This window comes from Actinoplanes sp. NPDC026670 (genome assembly GCF_040638175.1).
Taxonomy (GTDB): Bacteria; Actinomycetota; Actinomycetes; order Mycobacteriales; family Micromonosporaceae; genus Actinoplanes.
This window is the reverse complement of record NZ_JBEZXU010000009.1, coordinates 60526-82671: the sequence shown is the minus strand read 5'-3', so window position 1 is coordinate 82671 and position 22146 is coordinate 60526. Positions and strand designations below refer to the sequence as shown.

The following is a 22146-nucleotide window of genomic DNA, read 5'->3' as shown; positions in this document are numbered from 1 at the left end:
CGCTAGGTCGCATCGATAACGAACTATTAACGAACCTGGTTCGTATGGAGCGCTCATGAGACTGCGACTCGCGGCGGCTGCCGCACTAGCCCTGACGATCACCGCCTGCGCCCCGTCCACCTCGTCCCCGTCCACCGGCCCGGCCGACGGCGGTCCCCGGACCGGCGCGCTCAAGGTGTGGCTCTTCGACGAGCCCAACCGCGCCCCGAAGGAGGCCGTGGTCAAGGAGGCGGTCGCCGAGTTCACCGCCGCGCACCCGGACACCACCGTGGAGATCCAGTACATCGCGGTGGACACCCGCAGTGAGCGCTTCAAGGGCGCGTTCAACGACCCGGCCAGCGCGCCGGACGTGGTCGAGTACGGCAACACCGACCTGCCCGAGTACGCGGCAGCCGGCGGCCTGGCCGATCTTGGGACGACGGTCCAGGGCTGGTCCGAGGGCGCCGACCTCTCCGCCGAGGCCAAGGCCAGCGCCACCTACCAGGGCACCCTGCTCGGCATTCCGTGGTACCTGGGCGTCCGCGCCCTCTACTACCGCACGGACGTCTTCGAGGAGCTCGGCCTGAAGGCGCCGGCGACCCTCACCGAGCTGTCGGCCACCGCGAAGACGATCAGAGCCCGGAAGCCCGGGATGTTCGGCCTGGCCGTCGGTGGCAAGTACACGTACGGCGCGATGCCCTTCGTCTGGGCCAACGGCGGCGAGCTGACCGAGATCGATTCAGCAGCGTCGAGAACCGGCCTCAAGACCTACACCGACCTGATCGCCGAGGACAACTGCCCGCCGCAGAACTGCGCCGACCTGACCGGCGGCAAGACCGTCGAGCTGTTCGCCAGTGGCAAGGCTGCGCTGGGCATCCTCGGCAACTTCAACCGGGCCGCCGTCGACGCCGGCGCGGCCAAGGGGAAGTACACGGTCGTCCCGCTGCCCGGCCTCACCGCGGGCTCGATCGCGCCCGCCTTCGCCGGCGGCAACAACCTCGGCATCATGAAGAACGCGCAGCGCCCGGCCCTGGCAGCCGACTTCCTCACCCTGCTGGCCGGCCGGAAGTACCAGGCGAAGATGTACGACGCGATGGGCAACCTGCCCACCCTGAAGCCGGCCAGCGCCGAAGTGGTCGCCAAGGATCCCTTCGTCAAGCCGTTCATCGACACGATCAGCGCCGGTACGAAGTTCGTCCCGCTCGACCCGGGCTGGGGCAAGATCGACGCCTCGGCCGTACTGCCCACCATGATCGAGAAGGTGGCGACCGGCAAGGCGAGCGTCGACGAGGCCACGGCCGAGGCCGCCAAGCTGATCGACGAGGCCCTGACCAAGTGAGTCGTCCGCGCACCCGGGCGCCGCTGTGGCTGCTCCTGCCGGCCGCGGTGGTGCTCGGTGGTCTCTTCCTCTACCCGATGTACCAGCTCGGCCTGCTCTCCGTGCTCGACTTCACCCAGGCGCAGGTCAGCGGCGGGCAGCCGACCAGGTTCGTCGGGGCGGAGAACTACACCAGGCTGTTCGCCGATGCCCGGTTCTGGGACGTGCTGCTGGCCACGGTACTGTTCGCGGCCGGGTGCGTGCTCGCCACCCTGGCGGTCGGCGCCGGCCTGGCCGTGCTGCTCACCCGGATCAGCCGGATCCCGCGCCTGCTGCTGTCGCTGGCCGCGATGGCCGCCTGGGCGGTGCCGGCCGTCTCCGGCTCGACCACCTGGATGTTCCTCTTCGACACCGACCTGGGTTTCGTCAACCAGCTGTTCGGCATCGAGGGCTTCAACTGGACGTACGACAGGTACACCGCGTTCGGCCTGGTCGGCGCGGTGGTGGTGTGGGCGTCCTTCCCGTTCGTGATGGTCACCCTGTACGCCGGCATCGAGGCCGTCCCGAAGTCGGTGCTGGAGGCGGCGGCCTTGGACGGCGCGGGCGCCTGGCGCACCTTCTGGCGGATCCTGGTGCCGATCCTGCGGCCGGTGCTGGCCATCGTCGTCATCCAGTCGATCATCTGGGACTTCAAGGTCTTCACCCAGATCTACGTGATGACCCGGGGCGGTGGCCTGGCCGGGCAGAACCTCACCCTCAACGTGTACGCCTACCAGCAGGCCTTCGCCTCCAGTGAGTACGGCCGCGGCGCCGCGATCGGAGTCGTGACGATGCTGATCCTGCTGGCCGTCACCCTCGTCTATCTGCGGGCGCTGCGCCGGTCGGGAGAACAGCTGTGAGAGCCGGCCGTCGTCTGCTCGACTCGGTGGCGGTGCTGATCGCCCTGGTCACCGTCTTCCCGATCTACTGGATGGTGCTCGCCGCGGTGAAACCGGCCGGCGAGATCCAGTCGCTGGACCAGAAGCCGTGGACGCTCGCGCCGTCCCTGGACGCGTTCCGCCGGGTGCTCGCGGTCAACGACTTCGGCCGCTACCTGCTCAACAGCCTGCTCGTGGCGCTGGTCGTGGTGCTGGTCTCCGGCCTGATCGCGTTCCTGGCCGCGGTCGCGCTGACCAGGTTCCGGTTCCGTTTCCGGACCACCCTGCTGGTGACCTTCCTGATCGCCCAGATGGTGCCGATCGAGGCGCTCACGATTCCGCTGTTCTTCCTGGTCCGCGACGTGGGCACGGTGGTTCCCGGGATCGGGCTGAACACGCTCGGCTCGCTGGTGCTGGTGCACACCGCGTTCACCCTGCCGTTCGCGATCTGGATGCTGCGCGGTTTCGTGCAGGCGATCCCGGACGAGCTGGACGAGGCGGCCCAGCTCGACGGCGCCGGCCGGTTCACCGTGCTCTGGCGCATCCTCTTCCCACTGGTCGCCCCGGGACTGGCCGCCACCAGCGTGTTCTCCTTCATCCACGCGTGGAACGACTTCCTGTTCGCCCGCACGTTCATCATCAGCGAGGCGGACAATCAGACCCTGCCGATGGCGCTGCTGGTCTTCTTCAAACCCGACGAGAACGACTGGGGGGCGATCATGGCCGCCTCGACGCTGATGACGCTGCCCGTGCTGATCTTCTTCCTCATCGTCCGGCGCCGCCTCGTCGCGGGTCTCGGAGGGGCGGTCAAAGATTGATTCCCAAGCCTCATTCGGTACGGGTGGAGCCCGGCACCGCCGCCGGCCCGCTCGTCGACGCCCGCATCGACCCGGACCTCCCGCCGGAGGGCTATGTCGTGGACCTCTCGCCCGAGGGGACAGCCCTGCGGGGCGGGTCCGCGGCCGGGCTGTTCTACGGCCGGCAGACCCTCGCGCAACTGGGGTCGCCGGCGCCGTGCGGCCGGATCGAGGACGCGCCCCGGTTCGCGTGGCGGGGAGTCCTGCTCGACGTGGCACGGCACTTCATGCCCGTACCCGATGTGCTCCGTTTCGTTGATCTGATCGCCTTTCACAAACTCAACGTGCTGCACCTGCATCTCACGGATGACCAGGGCTGGCGGATCGAGGTGCCCGGCTGGCCGCGGCTCACGTCGGTCGGCGCCTGGCGCTCGTCGACGATGCTCGGGTCCCGCGTGCACGACCGTTACGACGGCCGGCCGCACGGCGGCTTCTACACCACCGACGATCTGCGGCTGATCGTCGAGCACGCGGCCGGGCGGCACGTCACGGTGGTGCCCGAGGTGGACATGCCCGGGCACATGCAGGCGGCCATCGCGGCGTACCCGGAGCTCGGCAACGGATTCGACGGCCCGGTCCGGACCGGCTGGGGCATCTCCCGGCACGTCCTCAACCTCGACGAGACGACCCTCGACTTCTGCCGGCAGGTCCTCGACCACGTCTGCGACATCTTCCCGTCCGAGGTCGTCGGCATCGGCGGCGACGAGTGCCCCACCGACGAGTGGCCCGGCGGCCGCGAACTGCAGGCGGCCTTCACCGCGCGGATGGCCGGGCATCTGGCCGGGCGGGGCCGTCGCCTCTACGGCTGGGACGAGATCCTGGCCGGCGGCGCTCCGGACGGCGCGGTCGTCGCCGCGTGGCGCGGCGTGGAACCGGCCGAGGCCGCGATCCGGGCCGGTCACCAGGTCGTCTGCTGCCCGGACGTGAAGCTCTACCTCGACTACCGGCAGTCCGACCACCCCGGCGAGCCCACCCCGGTCGGCACGCTGCTCACCCTCGAGGACGTCTACGGCTACGAGCCGCCGGACTCGCCGCTCGTGCTCGGCGCCCAGGCCAACATCTGGACCGAGCACATGGAGTCGCTGCGCCGCGTCGAGTACATGGCGTTCCCCCGGCTGTGCGCCCTCGCCGAGGTGGTCTGGGGCCGGCGCGAACGCGACTTCGCCGACTTCTCCGCGCGGCTGCCCCGGCACCTGGAACGCCTGGACGCGCTGGGCGTCAACTACCGCCCACTCACCGGGCCGCGCCCGGCGGACGCCCGGCCGGACGCGCCGGGTCATCCCCGCGACCTCGCCGACCGGCTCGCCGAACTGCACGAGATGACCGCCGATCTGCGCGGCGAGCCGGGGTGACCGGGACGGCCGGCCAGGGGTCAGGGCAGCAGCGGCAGGAGCCGGCGGGCCAGCCGCAACGGCCGCCCGCTGACCACGCCGCCGCCCTCGCAGGACCACACCTCGGAGAGCACCGCCTGGACGAAACCCCACGCTGCCACCCGCTCGCGCGGCATGCCGAGACCGTCGGCGAGCTGCTCGATCCGGGCCTCGGCGAGGTTCAGGACGGTGTCACCGGGCGTGTGCGGATCCGGGTTGTAGAGCATCGCGCCCACCTCGTAACCGGGGTCGCCGACCACGCCGTGCGGGTCGATCGCCAGCCACGGCTCGCGTTCGGCGGCCAGCACGTTGTCGTGGTGCAGGTCGCCGTGCAGCACGACCCGGCCGGTCGCGGTGGCGCACAGCTCCTCGAACAGATCGGCGGCCCGTTCCACCAGACGGCGGGGCAGCGGATCGTCGCCGGGGAACCGCCGCAGGTGCTCGCGGAACGTCGCGATGCGGCCGGACAGCTCGGGCAGCGCGACCCCGTCCGGCGCGGGCCGGTGCAGCCGGCGCATCGCCCCGATCAGCACGGCAGTCGCCGCCGTGTCGTCGCCGGGGGACAGCGCCGCCGCCGGGGTGCCCGGCCGGGCCTCCTCCAGCAGCAGCGCGCCCCGGGTGTCGTCCCGGGCCAGCACGGTGATCGCCGCCTGCCCGGCGAAACACTCCAGCGCGGTGGCCTCGTCGGCGAGGTGGCCGCTCGCCGGCACGCCCAGTTTCAGCACGGCCGGCGAGCCGTCCGCCCGGCGCACCCGGCCGACCCAGTTCAGGCTCACCGGCAGCGGGCCGGCCGCCGACAGCTCCCACTCCGTCATCAACCGGGCGGTCAGTCCGGGCAGCTCGGCCAGCCACGTCCGCCCGGCGTCACCCCAGGTCTGCTCGACATTGCGGCGGAAAGCGACATCGACCATGACGAGAAGTCTGACAACCGGAGGGCGAGATGACGACCGACATGACCGTCGACTGGCGGAGCAAGGGCTTCTGGGCGCCGGACGAGGTGGTCGATCCGCGCGGGCTCGGGCTCTTCGAGGGCGGCTTCACCTGGCCGCTGCTGGTGGTGCGGCGGGCGGCGGTGGAGGCGAACATCGCGACGATGGCCGCCTACGCCGCCCGGCACGGGTTCGACCTAGCGCCGCACGCCAAGACCACGATGGCGCCGGGGCTGCTGGCGGCCCAGACGGCGGCCGGGGCGTGGGGGCTGACGGTGGCCACCCCGAACCAGGCGCTCGTGCTGCGGCGGCTCGGCATCGAGCGGGTGCTGATCGCCAACGAGGTCCTCGACCCGGTGGCACTGCGCTGGCTGGCCGCCGAGAGCGCTGCCGGGTGGGAGGTGTTCTTCCAGGTCGACTCGGCGGCCGGGGTGGCCGCCGCGGCCGGGACCGGTGGCCCGCTGCGGGTGCTCGCCGAGCTCGGCCACGACGGCGGGCGCACCGGGGTTCGGGGTCTGGACGAGCTGGCGTCCATCGCCCGTGCGGTGGCCGCGGCCCCGGGGCTGGAGCTCGCCGGGGTGGCCGGCTACGAGGGGCAGCTGGGTGATCAGGGCGGCGTGGACGCGTACCTGGATCAGCTCGCCGAAGGGGTGCGCCGGTTGGCCGGGGCCGGTCTGCTGCCCGCCCGGCCGATCGTCGCGGCCGGGGGCAGCGCCTGGTTCGACCGGGTCGTCGCCCGGCTCGGCGGCCTCCGGGAGACGGCCCGGCTGATTCTGCGCAGCGGCGCCACAGTCAGCCACGACGACGGGTTCTACCGGGAGCGGACCCCGTTCACCCGGGTGCCGGAGGAGGGACCGCTGACCGCGGCCCTGGAGATCTGGGCGCAGGTGATCTCGGCTCCCGAACCGGGCCTGGCCATCGCCGGGATGGGCAAACGTGACGCCCCGTTCGACGAGGGGCTGCCGGTGCCGTGGGAGGTGCGCCGGGCCGGCGGCCGGACCGAAGCCGCCACCGGGGTACGGGTGACGAAGCTCAACGACCACCACACCTACCTGGCCGTCGAGGGCACGACCCTGATCCCTTGGGACCTGATCCGCTTCGGGATCTCGCACCCGTGCACCGCCTTCGACAAGTGGCGGGACATCCCGGTGGTGGACGAGGATCGGCGGGTCGTGGACGTGCTGCACACCTTCTTCTAGGAGACGCTGTGACCGATTTCCGGCTGGAGCGGTGGGACGAACGGGCGCCGGAGCTCCAGCGCCGAGCCAACACCCCGCAGATGCAGTCGTTCCTGGCCGGGGTCGAGCCGGAGGAGGCCCTCGCCGCCCGGCACCGGCGGATCCTGGCCGGCATCGCCGACGGGACCACCGAGATGTTCCTGATCGTGGTCGACGAGGCCGGGCCGGTCGGGTCGGTCGGCTACTGGGAGAAGGAGTGGCGCGGCGAGATCGTCTACGAGCTGGGGTGGAAGGTGCTGCCCGAGTTCCAGGGCCGTGGCCTGGCCGGGCGAGCGCTCGCCCGGACCGTGGCGCACGCCGCCGGCCAGGACCGGATCCGCTGGGGGCACGCCTTCCCGCGCGTCGACAACGCGGCGTCCAACGCGCTCTGCCGCCGGACCGGGTTCGAGCTGCTCGGCGAGGTGGACTTCGAGTTCCCCAAGGGCAATCCGCTGCGGTGCCATGACTGGCGGCGTGACCTGACGACGGCGATCACTGCGGCGGCCGGGTGAATCGGGGGCGGGATCGCCGTACTCATGGATGGTCGTCCCCTCGCGGGGGATGGCCCAGCTGATCGATGGTGTTTACGGTGATTGAGCGCCGAACGAGCGCTTTCACCGTCTGCGCCGCTGGAGTCCGCCATGTCCGTATTCCGCGCAGCTGCCCCCGAACCTGTCCACCGATCGTCCGACGCGCCCGGTAACCGGGTCCCGCACCAGCGCACCCCGGACCCCGGTTATCCGGAGGGCCCGACCGAACCGCTCGGCGAGACCACGGCCCGGGAGCGGGCGGCCCGGGAACGAGCGGCGCGGGGGAACGTGGCCCGGGACAACGTGACCGCGCCCCCGCCGGCGCGGGCCCGCCGCCGGCCCGGTGTGGTCGTGGCGGTGCTGTTCAGCCTGCTGGCGCTGCTGGCGTCGGGCGCGGCCGGCTGGTTCTCGTGGCGGGTGCTGGAGACCACCCGGGCCGCCGCGGCGCCACGGCCGGCGCTCACACCGGCCGCCTCGGAACCGGTCCGCAGCCGTCCCCTGGAGCCGGAGCGGTACCCGGTGGCGTACGCCAAGGAGCCGCTGCGCCTCCAGGTGGCCTGCGCCGGCGTGCTGCACCTGGACCTGGACGAGCCCCGCGCCGACGCGGCCGAGGTGCTCGCCGACCTGCGGTACGACGGCGGCTGCGGCAGCCGGCTGCCGCAGCTCAGCCTCGGTGTGGGCGCGACCGCCGGGAGCCGCCAGGTGAGCGCCGACGCCGACGCGGGCGACTGCGACCGGGCGATCCGCACCGGGCCGCTCGGGCGGGGCCTCCAGGTGGAGGTCAAGGCCGGCACGGCGTTGTGCGTGCGTACCGCGGCGGCCCCGGCCGGCCTGGTGCTCGTGGAGATCATCGACGTCGGCGGCTCCGGCACCGCCGGCCTGCGTGCCACAGCCTGGCAGGTTCCCGAGGACCGGTGACCGGCCCGTGGCACGCGGCGCGGGGCGCTCCTGACAGAATGTCGGGGGCGCCCCGCGAACCCTGTTAGGAGACTCTTCCGTGATCCGTACCCATGACGCCGGCACTCTGCGCGCGAGCGACGCCGGCACGACGGTGACGCTCGCCGGGTGGGTCGCGCGTCGGCGCGACCACGGCGGTGTCATCTTCGTCGACCTCCGTGACGCCTCAGGCGTGGTCCAGGTCGTGTTCCGCGAGGAGGACGCGCACGCGCTGCGCAACGAGTTCTGTGTGAAGGTCGTCGGCGAGGTCAACGCCCGCCCGGCCGGCAACGAGAACCCGGATCTGGCGACCGGTGAGATCGAGGTGGTCGCCAGCGAGCTGACCGTCCTCTCCGAGGCGGCCCCGCTGCCGCTGCCGGTCGACGACACCATCACCGCCTCCGACGACCTGCGCCTCAAGTACCGCTACCTGGACCTGCGCCGGTCCGGCCCGGCCAAGGCGCTGCGCCTGCGCAGCCGGGCCAACCAGATCGCCCGCGAGGTGCTGCACGCCCGCGACTTCAACGAGATCGAGACGCCGACCCTGACGCGCTCGACCCCCGAGGGCGCCCGCGACTTCCTGGTCCCGGTCCGGCTCCAGCCCGGCACGTGGTATGCGTTGCCGCAGTCCCCGCAGCTGTTCAAGCAGCTCCTGATGGTCGCCGGCCTGGAGCGCTACTACCAGATCGCCCGCTGCTACCGGGACGAGGACTTCCGCGCCGACCGGCAGCCGGAGTTCACCCAGCTCGACATCGAGATGTCCTTCGTCACCCAGGAGGACATCATCGAGCTGGGCGAGGAGATCGTCTCCCGGCTGTGGAGCGAGCTGGCCGACTACCAGGTGCAGCTGCCGATCCCGCGGATCACCTGGACCGACGCGATGAACCGTTACGGGTCGGACAAGCCCGACCTGCGTTACGGCGTCGAGCTGGTCGAGCTGACCGATTACCTGCGCGGCACCGCGTTCCGGGTGTTCGCCGGCGCGATCGACGCGGGTGGCTACGTCGGCGCGGTCGTGATGCCCGGTGGCGCCGCGCAGACCCGCAAGGAGCTGGACGGCTGGCAGGACTGGGCGAAGGCCCGGGGCGCCCGCGGCCTGGCCTACGTGGTGCTCGACGCGGAGACCGGCGAGCCCAAGGGCCCGGTCGCGAAGAACCTGTCGCCCGAGCACCTGTCCGGGCTGGCCGACCAGGTCGGCGCGAAACCCGGTGACGCGGTCTTCTTCGCCGCCGCCACCGAGCGCCGGGAGGCCCAGGAGCTGCTCGGCGCGGCCCGGATCGAGATCGCCAAGCGGGCCGGCCTGATCGACGAGTCGGCGTGGGCGTTCTGCTGGGTGGTCGACGCGCCGATGTTCGAGAAGACCGACGACGGCGGCTGGACGGCTGTGCACCACCCGTTCACCTCGCCGAACGAGGAGTGGATCGACAACTTCGAGTCGGCGCCGGACAAGGCGCTGGCGTATGCGTACGACATCGTGGTGAACGGCAACGAGATCGGCGGCGGCTCGGTCCGTATCCACCGCGGCGACGTGCAGAGCCGGGTGTTCGACCTGCTGGGCATCACGCCGGAGGAGGCCGCCGACAAGTTCGGCTTCCTGCTGGAGGCGTTCAAGTACGGCCCGCCGCCGCACGCCGGCATCGCGCTCGGCTGGGACCGCACGTGCATGCTGCTCAGCGGCAACGAGTCGATCCGTGAGGTGATCGCCTTCCCGAAGACGCGGGGCGGTTTCGACCCGCTGACCACCGCGCCGACCCCGATCACCGCGCAGCAGCGCCTGGAGGCGGGCATCGACGCGAAGCCGAAGGCCGCGGCGGGCACGCCCGGCACCGACGGCCAGGCGGCGCCGGTCCAGCACTCCAACTAGTTCCACCGAGCAAGGCCGGCGACCCGGGTCGCCGGCCTTTTTCGTGAGCTCGATGCACAGAACTTGTGCATAGAATCTGTGCACAGTTATTGTGGATACATGACGAGCGACGATCGCATGACCGAGGTGCACCTGAGCTCCAGACAGATCCGGGTGCTGGCCCACCCGCTGCGGATCCGCCTGCTCGGCAAGCTCCGGCTGGACGGCCCGGCCACCGCCACCCGCCTGGCCGAGGCCCTCGAGACCAATACCGGCGCCACCAGTTATCACCTGCGCCAGCTCGCCGACGCCGGCCTGGTGGTCGAGGAGGATCGTCCCGGCAGCGGACGGCAGCGCTGGTGGCGGGCCCTGCATCAGCTGTCCAGCTGGCAGCGCAGCGACTACCCGGACGATCCGGATGCGGCCGCCGCCGTCGACTGGCTGGAGTCGTACCAGCTCAATCAGCTCGTCCGGCGGGTCGAGGCGTGGCGCCTGCACGCTCCTGGCGACTCCCAGGAGTGGCGTGACGTCGCCGGCATGGGCGACTACGCGCTGACTCTCGACCCGGAGCAGCTACGTGCGCTGCAGTCCGATGTGGAGGAACTGATAGAAAATCATCGATCACGTGCGCTGGCTGATCCCCGGCCGGGCGCGCGGCCGGTGCTGTTCTTCTACGGCGCCATGCCCTACGTGGAGGAGACGAAGTGACGGCCGCCCAGGTCCGATCCCGCTACCTGATCCTGTTGAGCCTGCGCTGGATGCCGGTCGGGCTGCTCATCCCGGTCATCGTGCTGCTGCCACTGGAGCGGGGGCTGAACATCGCCCAGATCGGCTCGGCCGTCGCCCTCCAGGGCATCGTCGTGCTGTTCCTGGAGCTGCCCACCGGCGGACTGGCCGACGCTGTCGGGAGACGGCCGGTGCTGCTCGCCGCCGGCGCGGTCAACCTGGCCGCGCTCAGCCTGTTCGTGGTCGCCGACTCGGTCGCCCTGCTCGCGGCCTCCTACCTGCTGCAAGGCATCTACCGGGCGCTGGACAGCGGGCCGCTGGAGTCCTGGTTCGTCGACCAGTCACTGGCCGCCGATCCGGACGCCGACATCGAGGGCGGCCTGAGCCGGGGCGAGGTCGCGTGCAGTCTGGCGATGGCCGGCGCGGCTCTCGTCAGTGGCGGGCTGGTCTGGCTCGGTCCGCTCGGTCCGGTGCGCGCGCTGGCCGTACCCGTGCTGGTCGCTCTGGGTCTGAGCCTGCTCAGCACGATCGCCGTGGCGCTGCTGATGGCTGAGGACCGCCCCGCTCGCGGAAAGGCCGCGTTCGCGGCCTCGCTCCGTGGTGTGCCGGTGGCGATCCGCGGCGCGCTGGGTCTGGCCCGGCGCTCGCGGGTGGTGCAGGCGCTGGTCGGGGTGGAGTTCCTGTGGAGTTTCGGCATGGTGACCTTCGAGAAACTGATGCCGGTGCGGCTCAGTGAGGTGACCACCGCGGCCGGTCCGCTGCTGGGGCCGGTCAGCTCGGCCGCCTGGGGCGCGTCCGCCGCCGGCGCCGCCCTCGCGCCGCTTCTCGTCCGCCGCGTCGGCGCGCGCTGGGCCGGATTCACGCTGCGGATCGCGCAGGGGCTGACGATCGTCGGGATGGGCCTGTTCGCCGGCCCGGCCGGGGTGATCGGCGCGTTCCTGATCTGCTACGCCGTGCACGGCGCGGCCAACCCGGTGCACTCCGGGCTGCTGCACCGGCAGGCCGACGGGCCGTACCGGGCGAGCCTGCTCTCGCTCAACTCGATGGTCGCCGCGCCGGGCTTCTCGATCGGGGCGGTCGTCCTCACCGCGGTCGCCGCCGGAGCGGGCACCACTGTCGCGATCCTCACCGGAGCGGCTGTGCTGGCCGCCGCGGCGCCGCTCTATCTGGTGAAATCGAAGACCGTGTTTCGGGAGCCCTCCCAGGCGGGTACCAGCGAGTCACTGGCTCTCTGACACCCCCCGGAGGAACCGATGCTCGCCATCGCCGCCGCCGTAGTCTTCGGCATCTACCTGCTCGCTGACCTGCTCGACACCAACTTCGGCGCCCCCGACCTGTTCAACTTCTACACCATGGCGTCGCTCGGCCTGCTGCTGCTCGCCCTCTACCTGGCGGGCATCGGCAGCGGCCCGCGCGCCGGTGCGGGCAACGGCTCCGGCCGCCGCTTCTACGGCCGCCGCCCGGGTCGCGGCTGACCCGCCCCGGCCCTCCGGCCACTCCGGCCCGCCCTTCCCCCGGGGGCGGGCCGGAGGTGTTTTTCACCACTCTCGGTGAGGCTGTCGTTGCTGCTCGAAGGTTATCCACAGGACGGAAGACGGCGTTTCGGATCAGGTCCGGATGGCCGGTACTGTCGGTCGTGATGGAAACGGACGGGCTCTTCTCCCTCGCACCGCCGGACGCACGGACAGCGGCTCCGGCCGGTGCCGCGACGGCCGGTTTCGGGCGGCCGGCCGGCGACTCGCCACTGCCGGTGCGGATGCGGCCCGTCACCCTCGACGAGCTGATCGGCCAGGAGCACCTGCTCGCCCCGGGCGCCCCGCTGCGCCAGCTGGTCACCGGCGCCAGCCCGATGTCGGTGATCCTCTGGGGCCCGCCCGGCACCGGCAAGACCACCATCGCGCACCTGGTGGCCAACGCCACCGACCGCAAGTTCGTCGCCATGTCCGCGCTGACCGCCGGCGTCAAGGACGTGCGTGCGGTGATCGACACGGCCCGGCGCGAGCGGCGCTACGGCGGCCCGCCGACGGTGCTGTTCATCGACGAGGTGCACCGCTTCAGCAAGACCCAGCAGGATTCGCTGCTCGCCGCCGTCGAGGACCGGACGGTCACGCTGCTCGCGGCGACCACCGAAAACCCGTACTTCTCGGTCATCTCGCCCCTGCTCTCCCGCTGCGTGCTGCTCACCCTCCAGTCCCTCGGCGAAGACCACGTCCGCGACCTGCTGCGGCGCGCGACCACCGACGAGCGCGGCCTGGGCGGCGCCGTCACCCTTACGTCAGAGGCCGAGGACCATTTGGTACGGCTCGCGAACGGTGACGTCCGTAAAGCCCTGACCGCCCTCGAAGCCGCGGCCGGATCCGCGCTCGCCCAGGACGTCACCGAGATCGATCTCGCCACAGCGGAGAAAGCCGTCGACGTGGCGGCGGTCCGCTACGACCGTGACGGCGACGCGCACTACGACGTGATCAGCGCGTTCATCAAGAGCATGCGCGGCAGTGACCCCGACGCGGCCCTGCACTACCTGGCCCGGATGCTGGTCGCCGGTGAGGACCCGCGGTTCATCGCCCGGCGCATCGTCATCTTCGCCAGCGAGGACGTCGGCATGGCCGATCCGCAGGCGCTGCTGGTGGCCACCGCCGCCGCCCAGGCCGTGCAGAGTGTCGGGCTGCCCGAGGCCGGGCTCAACCTCGCCCACGCCGTCGTGCACCTGGCCACCGCGCCCAAGTCCAACAGCGTCACGGTCGCTCTCGGCGAGGCGATGTCCGACGTCCGCGCCGGTCGCGGCGGTCCGGTGCCGCCCCACCTGCGCGACGCGCACTATCCGGGGTCGCGGGGGCTCGGCCACGGCCGGGGCTACCGATACCCACACGACGATCCACGCGGCGTGGTCCGCCAGCAGTATGTCCCCGACGATCTGGTCGGCACCGACTACTATCGGCCGACCGATCATGGCGCCGAACGCGCGGTCGGTGAACGGGTGCCGCGACTTCGCCGGATCGTGCGAGGCCTCGGCCCCACGACGCGGACACCGGCGAACGGGCCGGTCACCGCTTCGGTGAGCACGGCGGACCGCGCGGCGGGTGGTGCTCGGGCCACGGATGAGTCATCGTCTTCGGCGGACTCGTCACCGGGTGGCCCGGCCGCCGACGCCGGGGACGAACCGGATGTATCGGGCGTCTCGGCTCGGGTTGGCTCGGCAAGTGGGGCCGAGGGTGGCTCGGCCTTGGATGCCGGGACTGGCTCGGTCGCCGAGGCTGGGACTGGCTCGGCTGTGGTGGTCGGGACTGGCTCGGCTGCTGGGGCTGGGACTGGCTCGGCTGCGGAGGCCGGGAGTGGTGACGGTGCTGCTGTGGTGGCCGGGAGTGGACCGGTCGCGGGTGGCGTCCGGAGCAGTGACGACAGCGGCGACAGTGCCGGGGAGGAACAGCGGTGACAGGGCGGGGTGCCGAACGACCCGACGACGAAGCCGGTCAGGGCGGTAAGAACCGTCGGCGCTTCGGGCGTGGCGGCGGCCGTGCCGAGCAGCCGGCCGTTCCCCAGGAGGTCCCGCGCGAGGAGACCGGCTGGCTCGACGACCTGCGCACGGCCAAGGAGGAAGCGGCGGCGATCGGCCCCGGCGTCCGTCCCGGAGAAGCCCGGACCAGCAAATCGGGGCGGATGGCCCCCGGTCCGGACGAGGATCCCGACGGCGACTTCGGGTTCCCCGGCGGTCCGGAGGACGGATTCGCCGACGACGGCCCGGGCGACGCCGAGGGCACCGGGAGCTGGCAGGCGCCGCGAGCCGCGCAGGTTTCGCCGGGTGCGCCTCCGGCCGGGGACTTCGCGGCCGGGGATTTTCCGTCCGGCGCGATTCCGCCAGGTCGGGCCGGGCAGCGTCCGGGTAATCCGGCGCCTGGGCAGCGATCCGGAGGCATGCCGCCGGGGCAGGCGCCGGGCGGTCAGATGCCGGCCCGGCCGGTCAGCCCGGGGCAGATGCCGCCCGGTGGGGCTCCTGCCGTTCCCTTCGACCAGCAGGGTCGTGGCCGTCGTGGTCCTGGGCCGGGTGGGCAGCGGCCCGCCGGTGGGCCTCCCGGTGGTCCTCCGCCTGGTGCTCTTCCCCCCAGTGGTCTTCCGTCCGGTGGTCTTCCCCCCGGGGCTCTTCCGCCTGGTGGTCTTCCCCCCGGTGGTCTTCCGCCTGGTCAGATGCCGCCCGGGGCTCGTCGTGGCGGGCCGCCGCAGGGTGGGCGTGCCCCCGTCGCGCCGGAGACCGGTGGTGGCCGCCGGCCGATCAACCCGGATCCGTCCGGGCAGATGTTCCCGGGGCAGCCGCCGGCCGGTGCGCCGGTCGTGCCGCCGTCCGGCAACGCGCCCGAGATCCCGGTGAACCGCCCCGCCCCGCCCGGTGCCCGACCCGTCTCCCCAGGCGCCCGACCCGTCTCCCCGGGCGCACGGCCGGCCGGCCCGGGTGTCCGGCCGGTCTCGCCAGGTGTCCGCCCGATCTCGCCGGGCGCTCCCGCCCGCGACCGTTTCCGGCCGTCGGACCCGGTGTCACCGGGCCGTCCGGACGGCGCCCACCAGAGCGGCTACGACGCCGTGCACCAGTCCGGGCCGATCCCGAACGCCTATGACGCCGTGCACCAGAGCGGTCCGATTCCGACCGGCTACGACGCCGTGCACCAGTCGGGTCCGATTCCGACCGGCTACGACGCCGGTCATCAGTCCGGGCCGATTCCGGGTGGACGTGACGCCGTACATCAGTCGGGCCCGATTCCTGGCGGGTATGAGGCTGGTCACCAGTCCGGGCCGATTCCGGGTGGGTATGACCCCGTGCATCAGTCCGGGGCCATTCCGAACGGGTACGAGCAGGGCGGCCGGGGCGCTCCCGGCACCTATGGCGCGGCGGCGGCGCCCGGTGGGTCCGGCGCCGGTGGCGAACGTCCCGGCCGTGCCCGCGCCCGGCGTGCCCCGGCCGAGGAGGGCACCGCCGAAGGGCCGACCGGCCGGCACTCCGGCCGAGGCGGTCAGCCGGTCGACGGCGACGGCGGGCGCCGTCCGGGACATGCGGCTCCGGCCGGTCCCGGCGCCGGCCGCCACGGCGCCCCGGACGGCGCGTTGCGGTCCGGCTCCGGCTCACACGCGTTCGTGCAGACCGGCACGGACACCGGCGCACACGGTTTCGTGCAGGCCGGCACCGACACCGGTGCACATGCCTTCGTGCCGCCGGTGGGCGAGACCGGCACCCAGAACGTCACCCGTCGCGGCTCGCAGGCCCGCTCCGGAGGCGATGGCCTCACCAGGAGCGAGGAACGCCGCCGCCGCAACGCGCACCAGGGCGCCGACCCCGACGAGCCCGAGGCCGGCGGCTTCACCGGAACCCCGGACGTTCCCGCTCCGCGTCGTATCGGCCCCGGCGACGGGCGGCCGGTACGCGGCGCAGCGGTGGTCCCGCCGGTCGTCCCCGGTCGTCAGGGCGCGCGGACCCCGGTCGTTCCGGGCCGGGCCGGCGCGATGGCCGACAGCACCTCCGGTGTGATCCAGCGGCCCGGCCGTGGACAGCGTGGCCCGCAGCCCGGCGAAGAACGCGGCACCGGCGCCATCGCCGTGCCCGAACAGGCCGGACCAGGGCGACGGGCGGCCCGCGCCGACGGACCGGGTCCCCAGGGCGGATTCCCGTCCGAACCCGAGGAACACACCGGCCGGCACAGCGGCCTGCGCCCGGACAACGGCGGCGCCGCACGAGCGGGCGCTCCGGCGCTCCCAGCCGGCCCCGGCGCGGCGCGGGCGGGCGCACCTGCACTCCCGCCGGGCGTTCCGGCTCTCCCGCCGGGCGCCGGCCCGGCACCGGGGATGGGCCCGGGCGCTCCCGGCCGCGGAGTGGCCGGCCGGCCCGGCTCCGACGGTGGGCCGGACGGGCCGCCGCGAGGCGGAGCCCGCGTACCCGGTCAGGGACCAGCTCGAGGCCAAGGCCCGGCACGGGGCGGCGCGGCGGTCCCCGGACGGCCTCCGGCCGGTCCCGACGGCCTGCCCGCGGCAGCCATGGGCGCGGCGGCCGGCGCGATGGCGCCGGGCCGCGGACGCCCAGGCCCGAACGGCGGCCCGGGCCGTGGCCCAGCGGACCCGGACGGCATGCCACCTCGTGGCATGGGCGGCCCCGACTCGGGTCGCCCCGGCATGGGCGGGCCTGGTGGCGGCCCGGGCATGGCTGGTCCGGACGGTGGGCCCGGTGGGCCTCGTCGTCGTGGGGCCGGTCCCGGTGGCGGACCTTCGGGTCTGCCCGGACGTGGTCCGGACGACGGCCCCTCCCGGGCGATCGGGGCTCCCGGTCACGCCGGCCCGGACGGCGATCAGACCTCCTCGATGGGCGCTGCGCCCATCGGACCGGACGGCGAACCGTCCGGTCTGCCCGGCCGCGGCCCGAACGGCCCGTCGCGCGCCGGTGCGGCCGGTCCCGACGGTCCGTCCCGCGCGATGGGTGGCGCTGCTGTTCCCGGTCGTGGTCCAGCGGGCCCGGCCGGTCCCGACGGCCCGTCCCGCGCGATGGGCGGCGCTGCTGTTCCCGGTCGCGGCCCTGCTGGTCCGGACGGTCCGTCACGGGCGCTGGCCGGTCCCGACGGCCCGTCGCGTGCGATGGGCGGCGCCGCTGTTCCCGGCCGTGGTCCTGCGGGTCCGGACGGGCTGGACGGTCCGTCCCGTGCGCTGGGTGGCGCTGCTGTCCCTGGTCGCGGGCCTGCGGGCCCGGATGGTCCGTCACGGGCGATGGGTGGCGCGGCCGTGCCTGGCCGTGGACCCGACGGCCCGGACGGCCGGGGTGGTCGTGGACCTGACGGACTTGACGGCCGGGGTGGTCGCGGGCCGGACGGCGGGCGTGGTCCCGGCGACGGCATGGGTCCTGGCGGGCCGGGCATGGGTCCTGGTGGGCCGGGTGCCGCCCGTGGTGGCGCGGCTGTGCCGGGTCGTGGTGGGCCGGGTCCCGACGGTGGATCCGCGGTGGGCTCGGTCACCGGCGCGGTGGGTGCCGCATCGGTCGGCGCCGCTGCACCCGGGCGTGCGTCGGTGGGACAGGCCGGCACCGGGACGATCACACCGGGCAAGGCCGGCGTAGGGGCGGCCGATGCTGCCACGCCCGGTCGCGGGGCGCCCGGCGGCCCAGGTCAGTCAGCCGGTTCGGCGGGCGCGAGCGCCCGTGTGGTCGCCGGCGCACGGGTGGGCGCTCCGGGCGTACCCGATGATGACGATGATGACGTGCGGACCCGGACCGGTGGGAAGCCGAGCCCGGAGGGCGAGGACGGGCCGGACGGCCTGCGTGCCGAGTTGCGGCACAAGCTGCGCACGCAGCGGCGATTGCGGGTGGTCACGCTGGTGTCGCTCGCGGCGCTGGTGCTGCTGATCCTGCCGGCGTTCTTCGGGATGCGGGCGGCGTCCAGCGACCCGGTGCTGGCCTCGCTGGACGCGCTGGAGGTTCCGTCGTGGGCGTCGAAGAACGACAAGGACTTCGAAACGGGCAACAGCCTGTGCCTGGGGGTGTGTGAGTTCCGGGAGCGGGTGTCCGAGTCGGATCAGTCGTTCAAGGAGACCACCAAGGTCTACTCGGAGGCGCTGACCAAGGCCGGGTGGACCGAACGCAAGGTCGAGGGCTGCCCGGAGATGCCGGTCAAGGCCGAGGACGGCACCTACACCTGCTGGCAGCGGGACGAGCTGACCCTGGACCTGTCGGTGGGCCTGCCGGGCTGCGCGGTGGACCAGGTGTCGGCGGAGCAGAACCCGCAGGCGGGCGCGGAGGCCCCGGAACCGATCGATCCGGCCTCGTGTGTGGGATCGACGGTGAGCATCAAGGTGTGGAACGCGATCGAGGACGAACGGGGCAAGACGGACCCGGCGCCGGGCCCGCAGGGTGTGCAGCCGGATGCCGTTCTGCCCACGGACGATTCCATCTTCCAGCAGAGCGAGCCGACACCCGCGACGTCGTGACGCGTGCGGTGGTCACGGACGGTAGGGTCTGTTGGTCGACCCGCCGAACCGTGACCACCCGAATAGGAGAACGCGCCACATGGATGCCGGAGATATCGCAGGTCTGATCGCGGCGGGCGCCTTCCTGATGCTCGTCCTCGTGCTGGCCGTGCCGATCCTCAAGCTGGGGCGCACGATCGACGCCACCACGCACGCGATCAACGACACCGTGGACCGGACCGGCCCGCTGCTGTCGAACGTGAACACCACGGTGGAGAACGTGAACGTCGCTCTCGGACAGGTTCAGGTCTCTTTGGACGGTGTGAACGTGCAGCTCGCGAAGGTCGACACGATGACCGAGCACGCTCAGAACGTGTCCGCGAACATCGCGAACCTGGTCACCGTCGTGTCCGCGGCCGCCGCGAACCCGCTGGTCAAGGTCGCCTCGTTCGGCTACGGGCTGCGTAAGGCGGCGAACGCGCGCCGGCACGCCGAGGAGGAGCGCGAGGTTCGCGCCGCGATGAAGCAGCGCCGTAGGGCCGCCCGCTGAGCCGGTTCCGCGAGAGAGGTATCACTTCGTCATGAAGCGCCTGCTGTGGCTCGGCGTCGGCTTGGCCGTCGGCGCCCTCGTCGTCCGCAAGCTGAATCAGAAGGCCAACGAGTTCACCCCGACGGGCATCGCCACGTCCCTGTCGGAATCCGCTGGCGGCCTCGTCGAGTCGCTGCGTAGCTTCGTGGAAGACGTCCGCGAAGGCATGGCCGAGCGGGAGCAGCAGATCCACGAGGCGTTCGCCGCGGGTGAGCTGTATGAGGACAAGTTCGCCGATCTGCGTGACGACGCGCAGCCCGGCTCGCAGGAGGGAAATCGATGAAGACGGCAGAGGTCAAGCGGCGCTTCCTGGCGCATTTCGAGGCGAACGGGCACACGGTGGTCCCGAGTGCCCCGCTGCCGGCTATCGACGACCCGAACCTGCTGTTCATCAACGCCGGCATGGTGCAGTTCGTCCCGTTCTTCCTGGGGCAGCAGACCCCGTCGTACGTGCGTGCGGCGAGCGTGCAGAAGTGCATCCGGACGCCTGATATCGACGAGGTCGGCAAGACCAGCCGGCACGGCACGTTCTTCCAGATGAACGGCAACTTCTCGTTCGGTGACTACTTCAAGGCGGACGCGATCCGCCTGGCCTGGGAGCTGTCCACGAAGTCGGTCGAGGAGGGTGGTTTCGGTCTGGACCCGGAGAAGATCTGGGCGACCGTCTACCTGGACGACGACGAGGCCATCGAGCTGTGGAAGCAGACCGGCCTGCCCGCGGAGCGGATCGTGCGCCGCGGCAAGAAGGACAACTTCTGGTCGATGGGCATCCCGGGGCCGGCGGGCCCGTGCTCGGAGCTGTACTACGACCGCGGTCCGGCGTACGGCAAGGAGGGCGGCCCGGAGGTCGACGAGGACCGGTACCTGGAGTTCTGGAACCTGGTCTTCATGCAGCACGAGATCACCGACGTGAAGTCGAAGGAAGAGTTCACGATCGTCGGTGACCTGCCGAAGCAGAACATCGACACCGGCATGGGCCTGGAGCGGATCGCGTCGATCCTGCAGGGTGTCGACAACCTGTACGAGATCGACGAGGTCAAGCCGATCCTGGCGAAGGCCGCCGAGATGACCGGCAAGGAGTACGGCAAGCAGTCCGGGCACGCCGCGTCCGAGAGCCACCCGGACGACGTGCGCCTGCGGGTGATCGCGGACCACGTCCGTACCGCGCTGATGCTGATCGGTGACGGCATCGTGCCGTCCAACGAGGGCCGCGGCTACGTGCTGCGCCGCATCATGCGCCGGGCGATCCGGGCGATCCGGCTGCTCGGCTGGCAGGAGCCGGCGCTGCCGATCCTGCTGCCGATCGCGCGGGACTGCATGTCCCCGTCGTACCCGGAGCTGGCGAAGGAGTTCGGCCGGATCTCCACCTACGCCTACGCGGAGGAGGACGCGTTCCTCTCCACGCTGAAGGCGGGCACCGCGATCCTGGACACCGCGATCGCCGAGACGGTCTCCGCCAAGAAGAGCCAGCTCTCCGGGGAGAAGGCGTTCCAGCTGCACGACACGTACGGCTTCCCGATCGACCTGACCCTGGAGATCGCGCAGGAGCAGGGCCTGGAGGTCGACGAGCCCGGGTTCCGCCGTCTGATGGCCGACCAGCGGAACCGGGCGAAGGCGGACGCGGCGGCCCGCAAGACGGGTCACGCGGACCTCTCGGCGTACCGCTCGGCGCTGGACGCGGGCGGCTCTGTCGAGTTCACCGGCTACCAGGAGATCACCCGCGAGTCCCGGGTGCGGGCGCTGATCGGGGAGAAGGGCCGCGTCGAGGTGGCCGGCGAGGGCGACTTCGTCGAGCTGGTCCTGGACACCACCCCGTTCTACGCGGAGGGCGGTGGCCAGCAGGCCGACACCGGCGTGATCAACGTCGGCAACGGCCGGCTGGAGATCGTCGACGTGCAGCAGCCGATTCCCGGGCTGATCGTGCACAAGGCGCGGGTGGTCCGTGGCGAGGTGCGCGCGGGCGAGACGGCGCTCGCCGAGATCGACGTGAACCGCCGTAAGGCGATCTCCCGTTCGCACACCGCGACGCACCTGGTGCACCAGACGATGCGTAACTTCCTCGGTGAGTCGGCGACCCAGGCGGGCTCGCTGAACGCGCCGGGCCGGCTGCGGTTCGACTTCCACACGCCGGGCGCGGTCAACCCGTCGGTGCTGTTCGACGTCGAGCAGCAGATCAACGAGGTGCTGCTGCGCGACCTCGAGGTGAACGCGTTCGTCACCTCGCAGGAGGAGGCGCGGCGGCTCGGCGCGATGGCGCTGTTCGGCGAGAAGTACGGCGACGAGGTCCGCGTGGTCGAGGTCGGCGACTACGCCCGTGAGCTGTGCGGTGGCACCCACGTGGCGCGGTCCGGCCAGCTCGGCCTGGTGAAGATCCTCAACGAGCAGTCGATCGGCTCCGGGGTGCGCCGGGTGGAGGCGCTGGTCGGCCTGGACGCGTTCAGCTTCCTGGCCAAGGAGCACCTGCTGGTGTCCCGCCTGGCCGACCTCTTCCGGGTGCCCGGCGAGCAGGTCGCGGACCGGGTCGAGCAGACCGTCACGGCGTTGCGCGACGCGGAGAAGGAGCTGGAGAAGCTGCGGGCGCAGATGGTCCTCGGCGGGGCGGCCGCGCTGGCCGGCCAGGCGAAGGACGTGCGTGGTGTGGCGTTCGTCGGCACCGAGGCGCCGGAGGGCGCGGCCGGCAACGACGTGCGGACGCTGGCGCAGGAGATCCGCGGCAAGATCGACGCGGCGCGTCCCGCGGTGGTCGCGGTGACCGCCCGCTCCAACGGCAAGGCGTCGCTGATCGTCGCGATCAACGGTGCGGCCAAGAGCCGGGGCATCTCGGCGCAGGACCTGGTGAAGGCGGCGCTGTCCGGCCGTGGCGGCGGTAACGCCGACCTGGCGCAGGGTGGTGGCGTCCCGGCCGAGGAGGCGCCGCGGCTGCTCGTCGCGATCGAGCAGGCGGTCGCCGACAAGGCGTGAGCCCTGACTGCTGAGAGCGCCCCGGAGAATCCTCCGGGGCGCTCTTCT

Annotated in this window: 19 protein-coding genes; 17 read left to right on the top strand and 2 right to left on the bottom strand. The window is 72.5% G+C overall.

Annotation, left to right across the window (positions count from 1 at the left end):
- The first annotated feature begins 55 nt into the window (after positions 1–55).
- The 4 genes from AB0E94_RS11500 to AB0E94_RS11485 are packed head-to-tail and all read left to right on the top strand — an operon-like array spanning position 56 to position 4423.
- Positions 56–1318, top strand: coding sequence for an extracellular solute-binding protein (locus AB0E94_RS11500; protein WP_360325293.1), 1263 nt, complete (start codon positions 56–58; stop codon positions 1316–1318).
- Complete coding sequence (locus AB0E94_RS11495) at positions 1315–2196, top strand: sugar ABC transporter permease (protein ID WP_360325291.1); 882 nt, start codon at positions 1315–1317, stop codon at positions 2194–2196. Before AB0E94_RS11500 ends, AB0E94_RS11495 begins: the two co-directional genes overlap by 4 nt.
- Positions 2193–3032 carry a carbohydrate ABC transporter permease gene (locus AB0E94_RS11490; protein WP_360325289.1) on the top strand — a complete coding sequence of 280 codons (840 nt, stop codon included), beginning with the start codon at positions 2193–2195 and terminating at the stop codon, positions 3030–3032. Before AB0E94_RS11495 ends, AB0E94_RS11490 begins: the two co-directional genes overlap by 4 nt.
- A complete protein-coding gene (locus AB0E94_RS11485) occupies positions 3029–4423 on the top strand; it encodes a beta-N-acetylhexosaminidase (protein ID WP_360325288.1) in 1395 nt (464 codons plus the stop codon). Before AB0E94_RS11490 ends, AB0E94_RS11485 begins: the two co-directional genes overlap by 4 nt.
- A 20-nt stretch (positions 4424–4443) precedes the next feature.
- Here AB0E94_RS11485 and AB0E94_RS11480 read toward each other — a convergent pair whose 3' ends face one another.
- Positions 4444–5352 carry an aminoglycoside phosphotransferase family protein gene (locus tag AB0E94_RS11480; protein ID WP_360325286.1) on the bottom strand — a complete coding sequence of 303 codons (909 nt, stop codon included), beginning with the start codon at positions 5350–5352 and terminating at the stop codon, positions 4444–4446.
- 29 nt (positions 5353–5381) lie between these two features.
- On the opposite strand from AB0E94_RS11480, the gene AB0E94_RS11475 reads away from it, so the two are divergent.
- From AB0E94_RS11475 to AB0E94_RS11440, 8 genes are all read left to right on the top strand, one after another.
- Positions 5382–6569: an alanine racemase gene (locus AB0E94_RS11475; RefSeq protein ID WP_360325284.1), complete on the top strand. Its 1188-nt coding sequence runs from the start codon at positions 5382–5384 to the stop codon at positions 6567–6569.
- An 8-nt stretch (positions 6570–6577) separates the two neighbouring features.
- On the top strand, positions 6578–7099 hold the full coding sequence (locus AB0E94_RS11470) for a GNAT family N-acetyltransferase (protein ID WP_360325282.1): 522 nt from the start codon (positions 6578–6580) through the stop codon (positions 7097–7099).
- Positions 7100–7228: 129 nt separating this feature from the next.
- On the top strand, positions 7229–8035 hold the full coding sequence (locus AB0E94_RS11465; RefSeq protein WP_360325280.1) for a hypothetical protein: 807 nt from the start codon (positions 7229–7231) through the stop codon (positions 8033–8035).
- A 79-nt stretch (positions 8036–8114) separates the two neighbouring features.
- Positions 8115–9917, top strand: coding sequence for an aspartate--tRNA ligase (gene aspS, locus AB0E94_RS11460; RefSeq protein WP_360325277.1), 1803 nt, complete (start codon positions 8115–8117; stop codon positions 9915–9917).
- Positions 9918–10016: 99 nt separating this feature from the next.
- Positions 10017–10604 (top strand): helix-turn-helix domain-containing protein, encoded by a 588-nt coding sequence (locus tag AB0E94_RS11455; protein WP_360325274.1) that lies wholly within the window; start codon positions 10017–10019, stop codon positions 10602–10604.
- A 50-nt stretch (positions 10605–10654) separates the two neighbouring features.
- Positions 10655–11857: an MFS transporter gene (locus tag AB0E94_RS11450; RefSeq protein WP_360325506.1), complete on the top strand. Its 1203-nt coding sequence runs from the start codon at positions 10655–10657 to the stop codon at positions 11855–11857.
- 18 nt (positions 11858–11875) lie between these two features.
- Positions 11876–12097 (top strand): hypothetical protein, encoded by a 222-nt coding sequence (locus AB0E94_RS11445; RefSeq protein WP_360325272.1) that lies wholly within the window; start codon positions 11876–11878, stop codon positions 12095–12097.
- 164 nt (positions 12098–12261) lie between these two features.
- Positions 12262–14055, top strand: coding sequence for a replication-associated recombination protein A (locus tag AB0E94_RS11440; RefSeq protein ID WP_360325269.1), 1794 nt, complete (start codon positions 12262–12264; stop codon positions 14053–14055).
- Positions 14056–15731: 1676 nt separating this feature from the next.
- Here the strand turns inward: AB0E94_RS11440 and AB0E94_RS11435 are convergent.
- Complete coding sequence (locus AB0E94_RS11435; protein WP_360325267.1) at positions 15732–16304, bottom strand: hypothetical protein; 573 nt, start codon at positions 16302–16304, stop codon at positions 15732–15734.
- A 769-nt stretch (positions 16305–17073) separates the two neighbouring features.
- Between AB0E94_RS11435 and AB0E94_RS11430 the strand changes: the two genes are divergently transcribed.
- The 5 genes from AB0E94_RS11430 to alaS all read left to right on the top strand — a co-directional run bounded on the left by AB0E94_RS11430 (position 17074) and on the right by alaS (position 22098).
- Positions 17074–17703 carry a hypothetical protein gene (locus AB0E94_RS11430; RefSeq protein WP_360325264.1) on the top strand — a complete coding sequence of 210 codons (630 nt, stop codon included), beginning with the start codon at positions 17074–17076 and terminating at the stop codon, positions 17701–17703.
- A 140-nt stretch (positions 17704–17843) separates the two neighbouring features.
- Positions 17844–18569 (top strand): hypothetical protein, encoded by a 726-nt coding sequence (locus AB0E94_RS11425; protein ID WP_360325262.1) that lies wholly within the window; start codon positions 17844–17846, stop codon positions 18567–18569.
- A 79-nt stretch (positions 18570–18648) separates the two neighbouring features.
- The gene (locus AB0E94_RS11420; protein WP_360325260.1) at positions 18649–19098 is read left to right on the top strand and encodes a DUF948 domain-containing protein; all 450 of its coding nucleotides are present in this window, start codon (positions 18649–18651) and stop codon (positions 19096–19098) included.
- A gap of 31 nt (positions 19099–19129) precedes the next feature.
- Positions 19130–19420, top strand: a complete 291-nt coding sequence (locus AB0E94_RS11415) for a hypothetical protein (protein ID WP_317791242.1) — start codon at positions 19130–19132, stop codon at positions 19418–19420.
- On the top strand, positions 19417–22098 hold the full coding sequence (gene alaS / locus AB0E94_RS11410) for an alanine--tRNA ligase (RefSeq protein WP_360325257.1): 2682 nt from the start codon (positions 19417–19419) through the stop codon (positions 22096–22098). Before AB0E94_RS11415 ends, alaS begins: the two co-directional genes overlap by 4 nt.
- Positions 22099–22146: the final 48 nt, after the last annotated feature.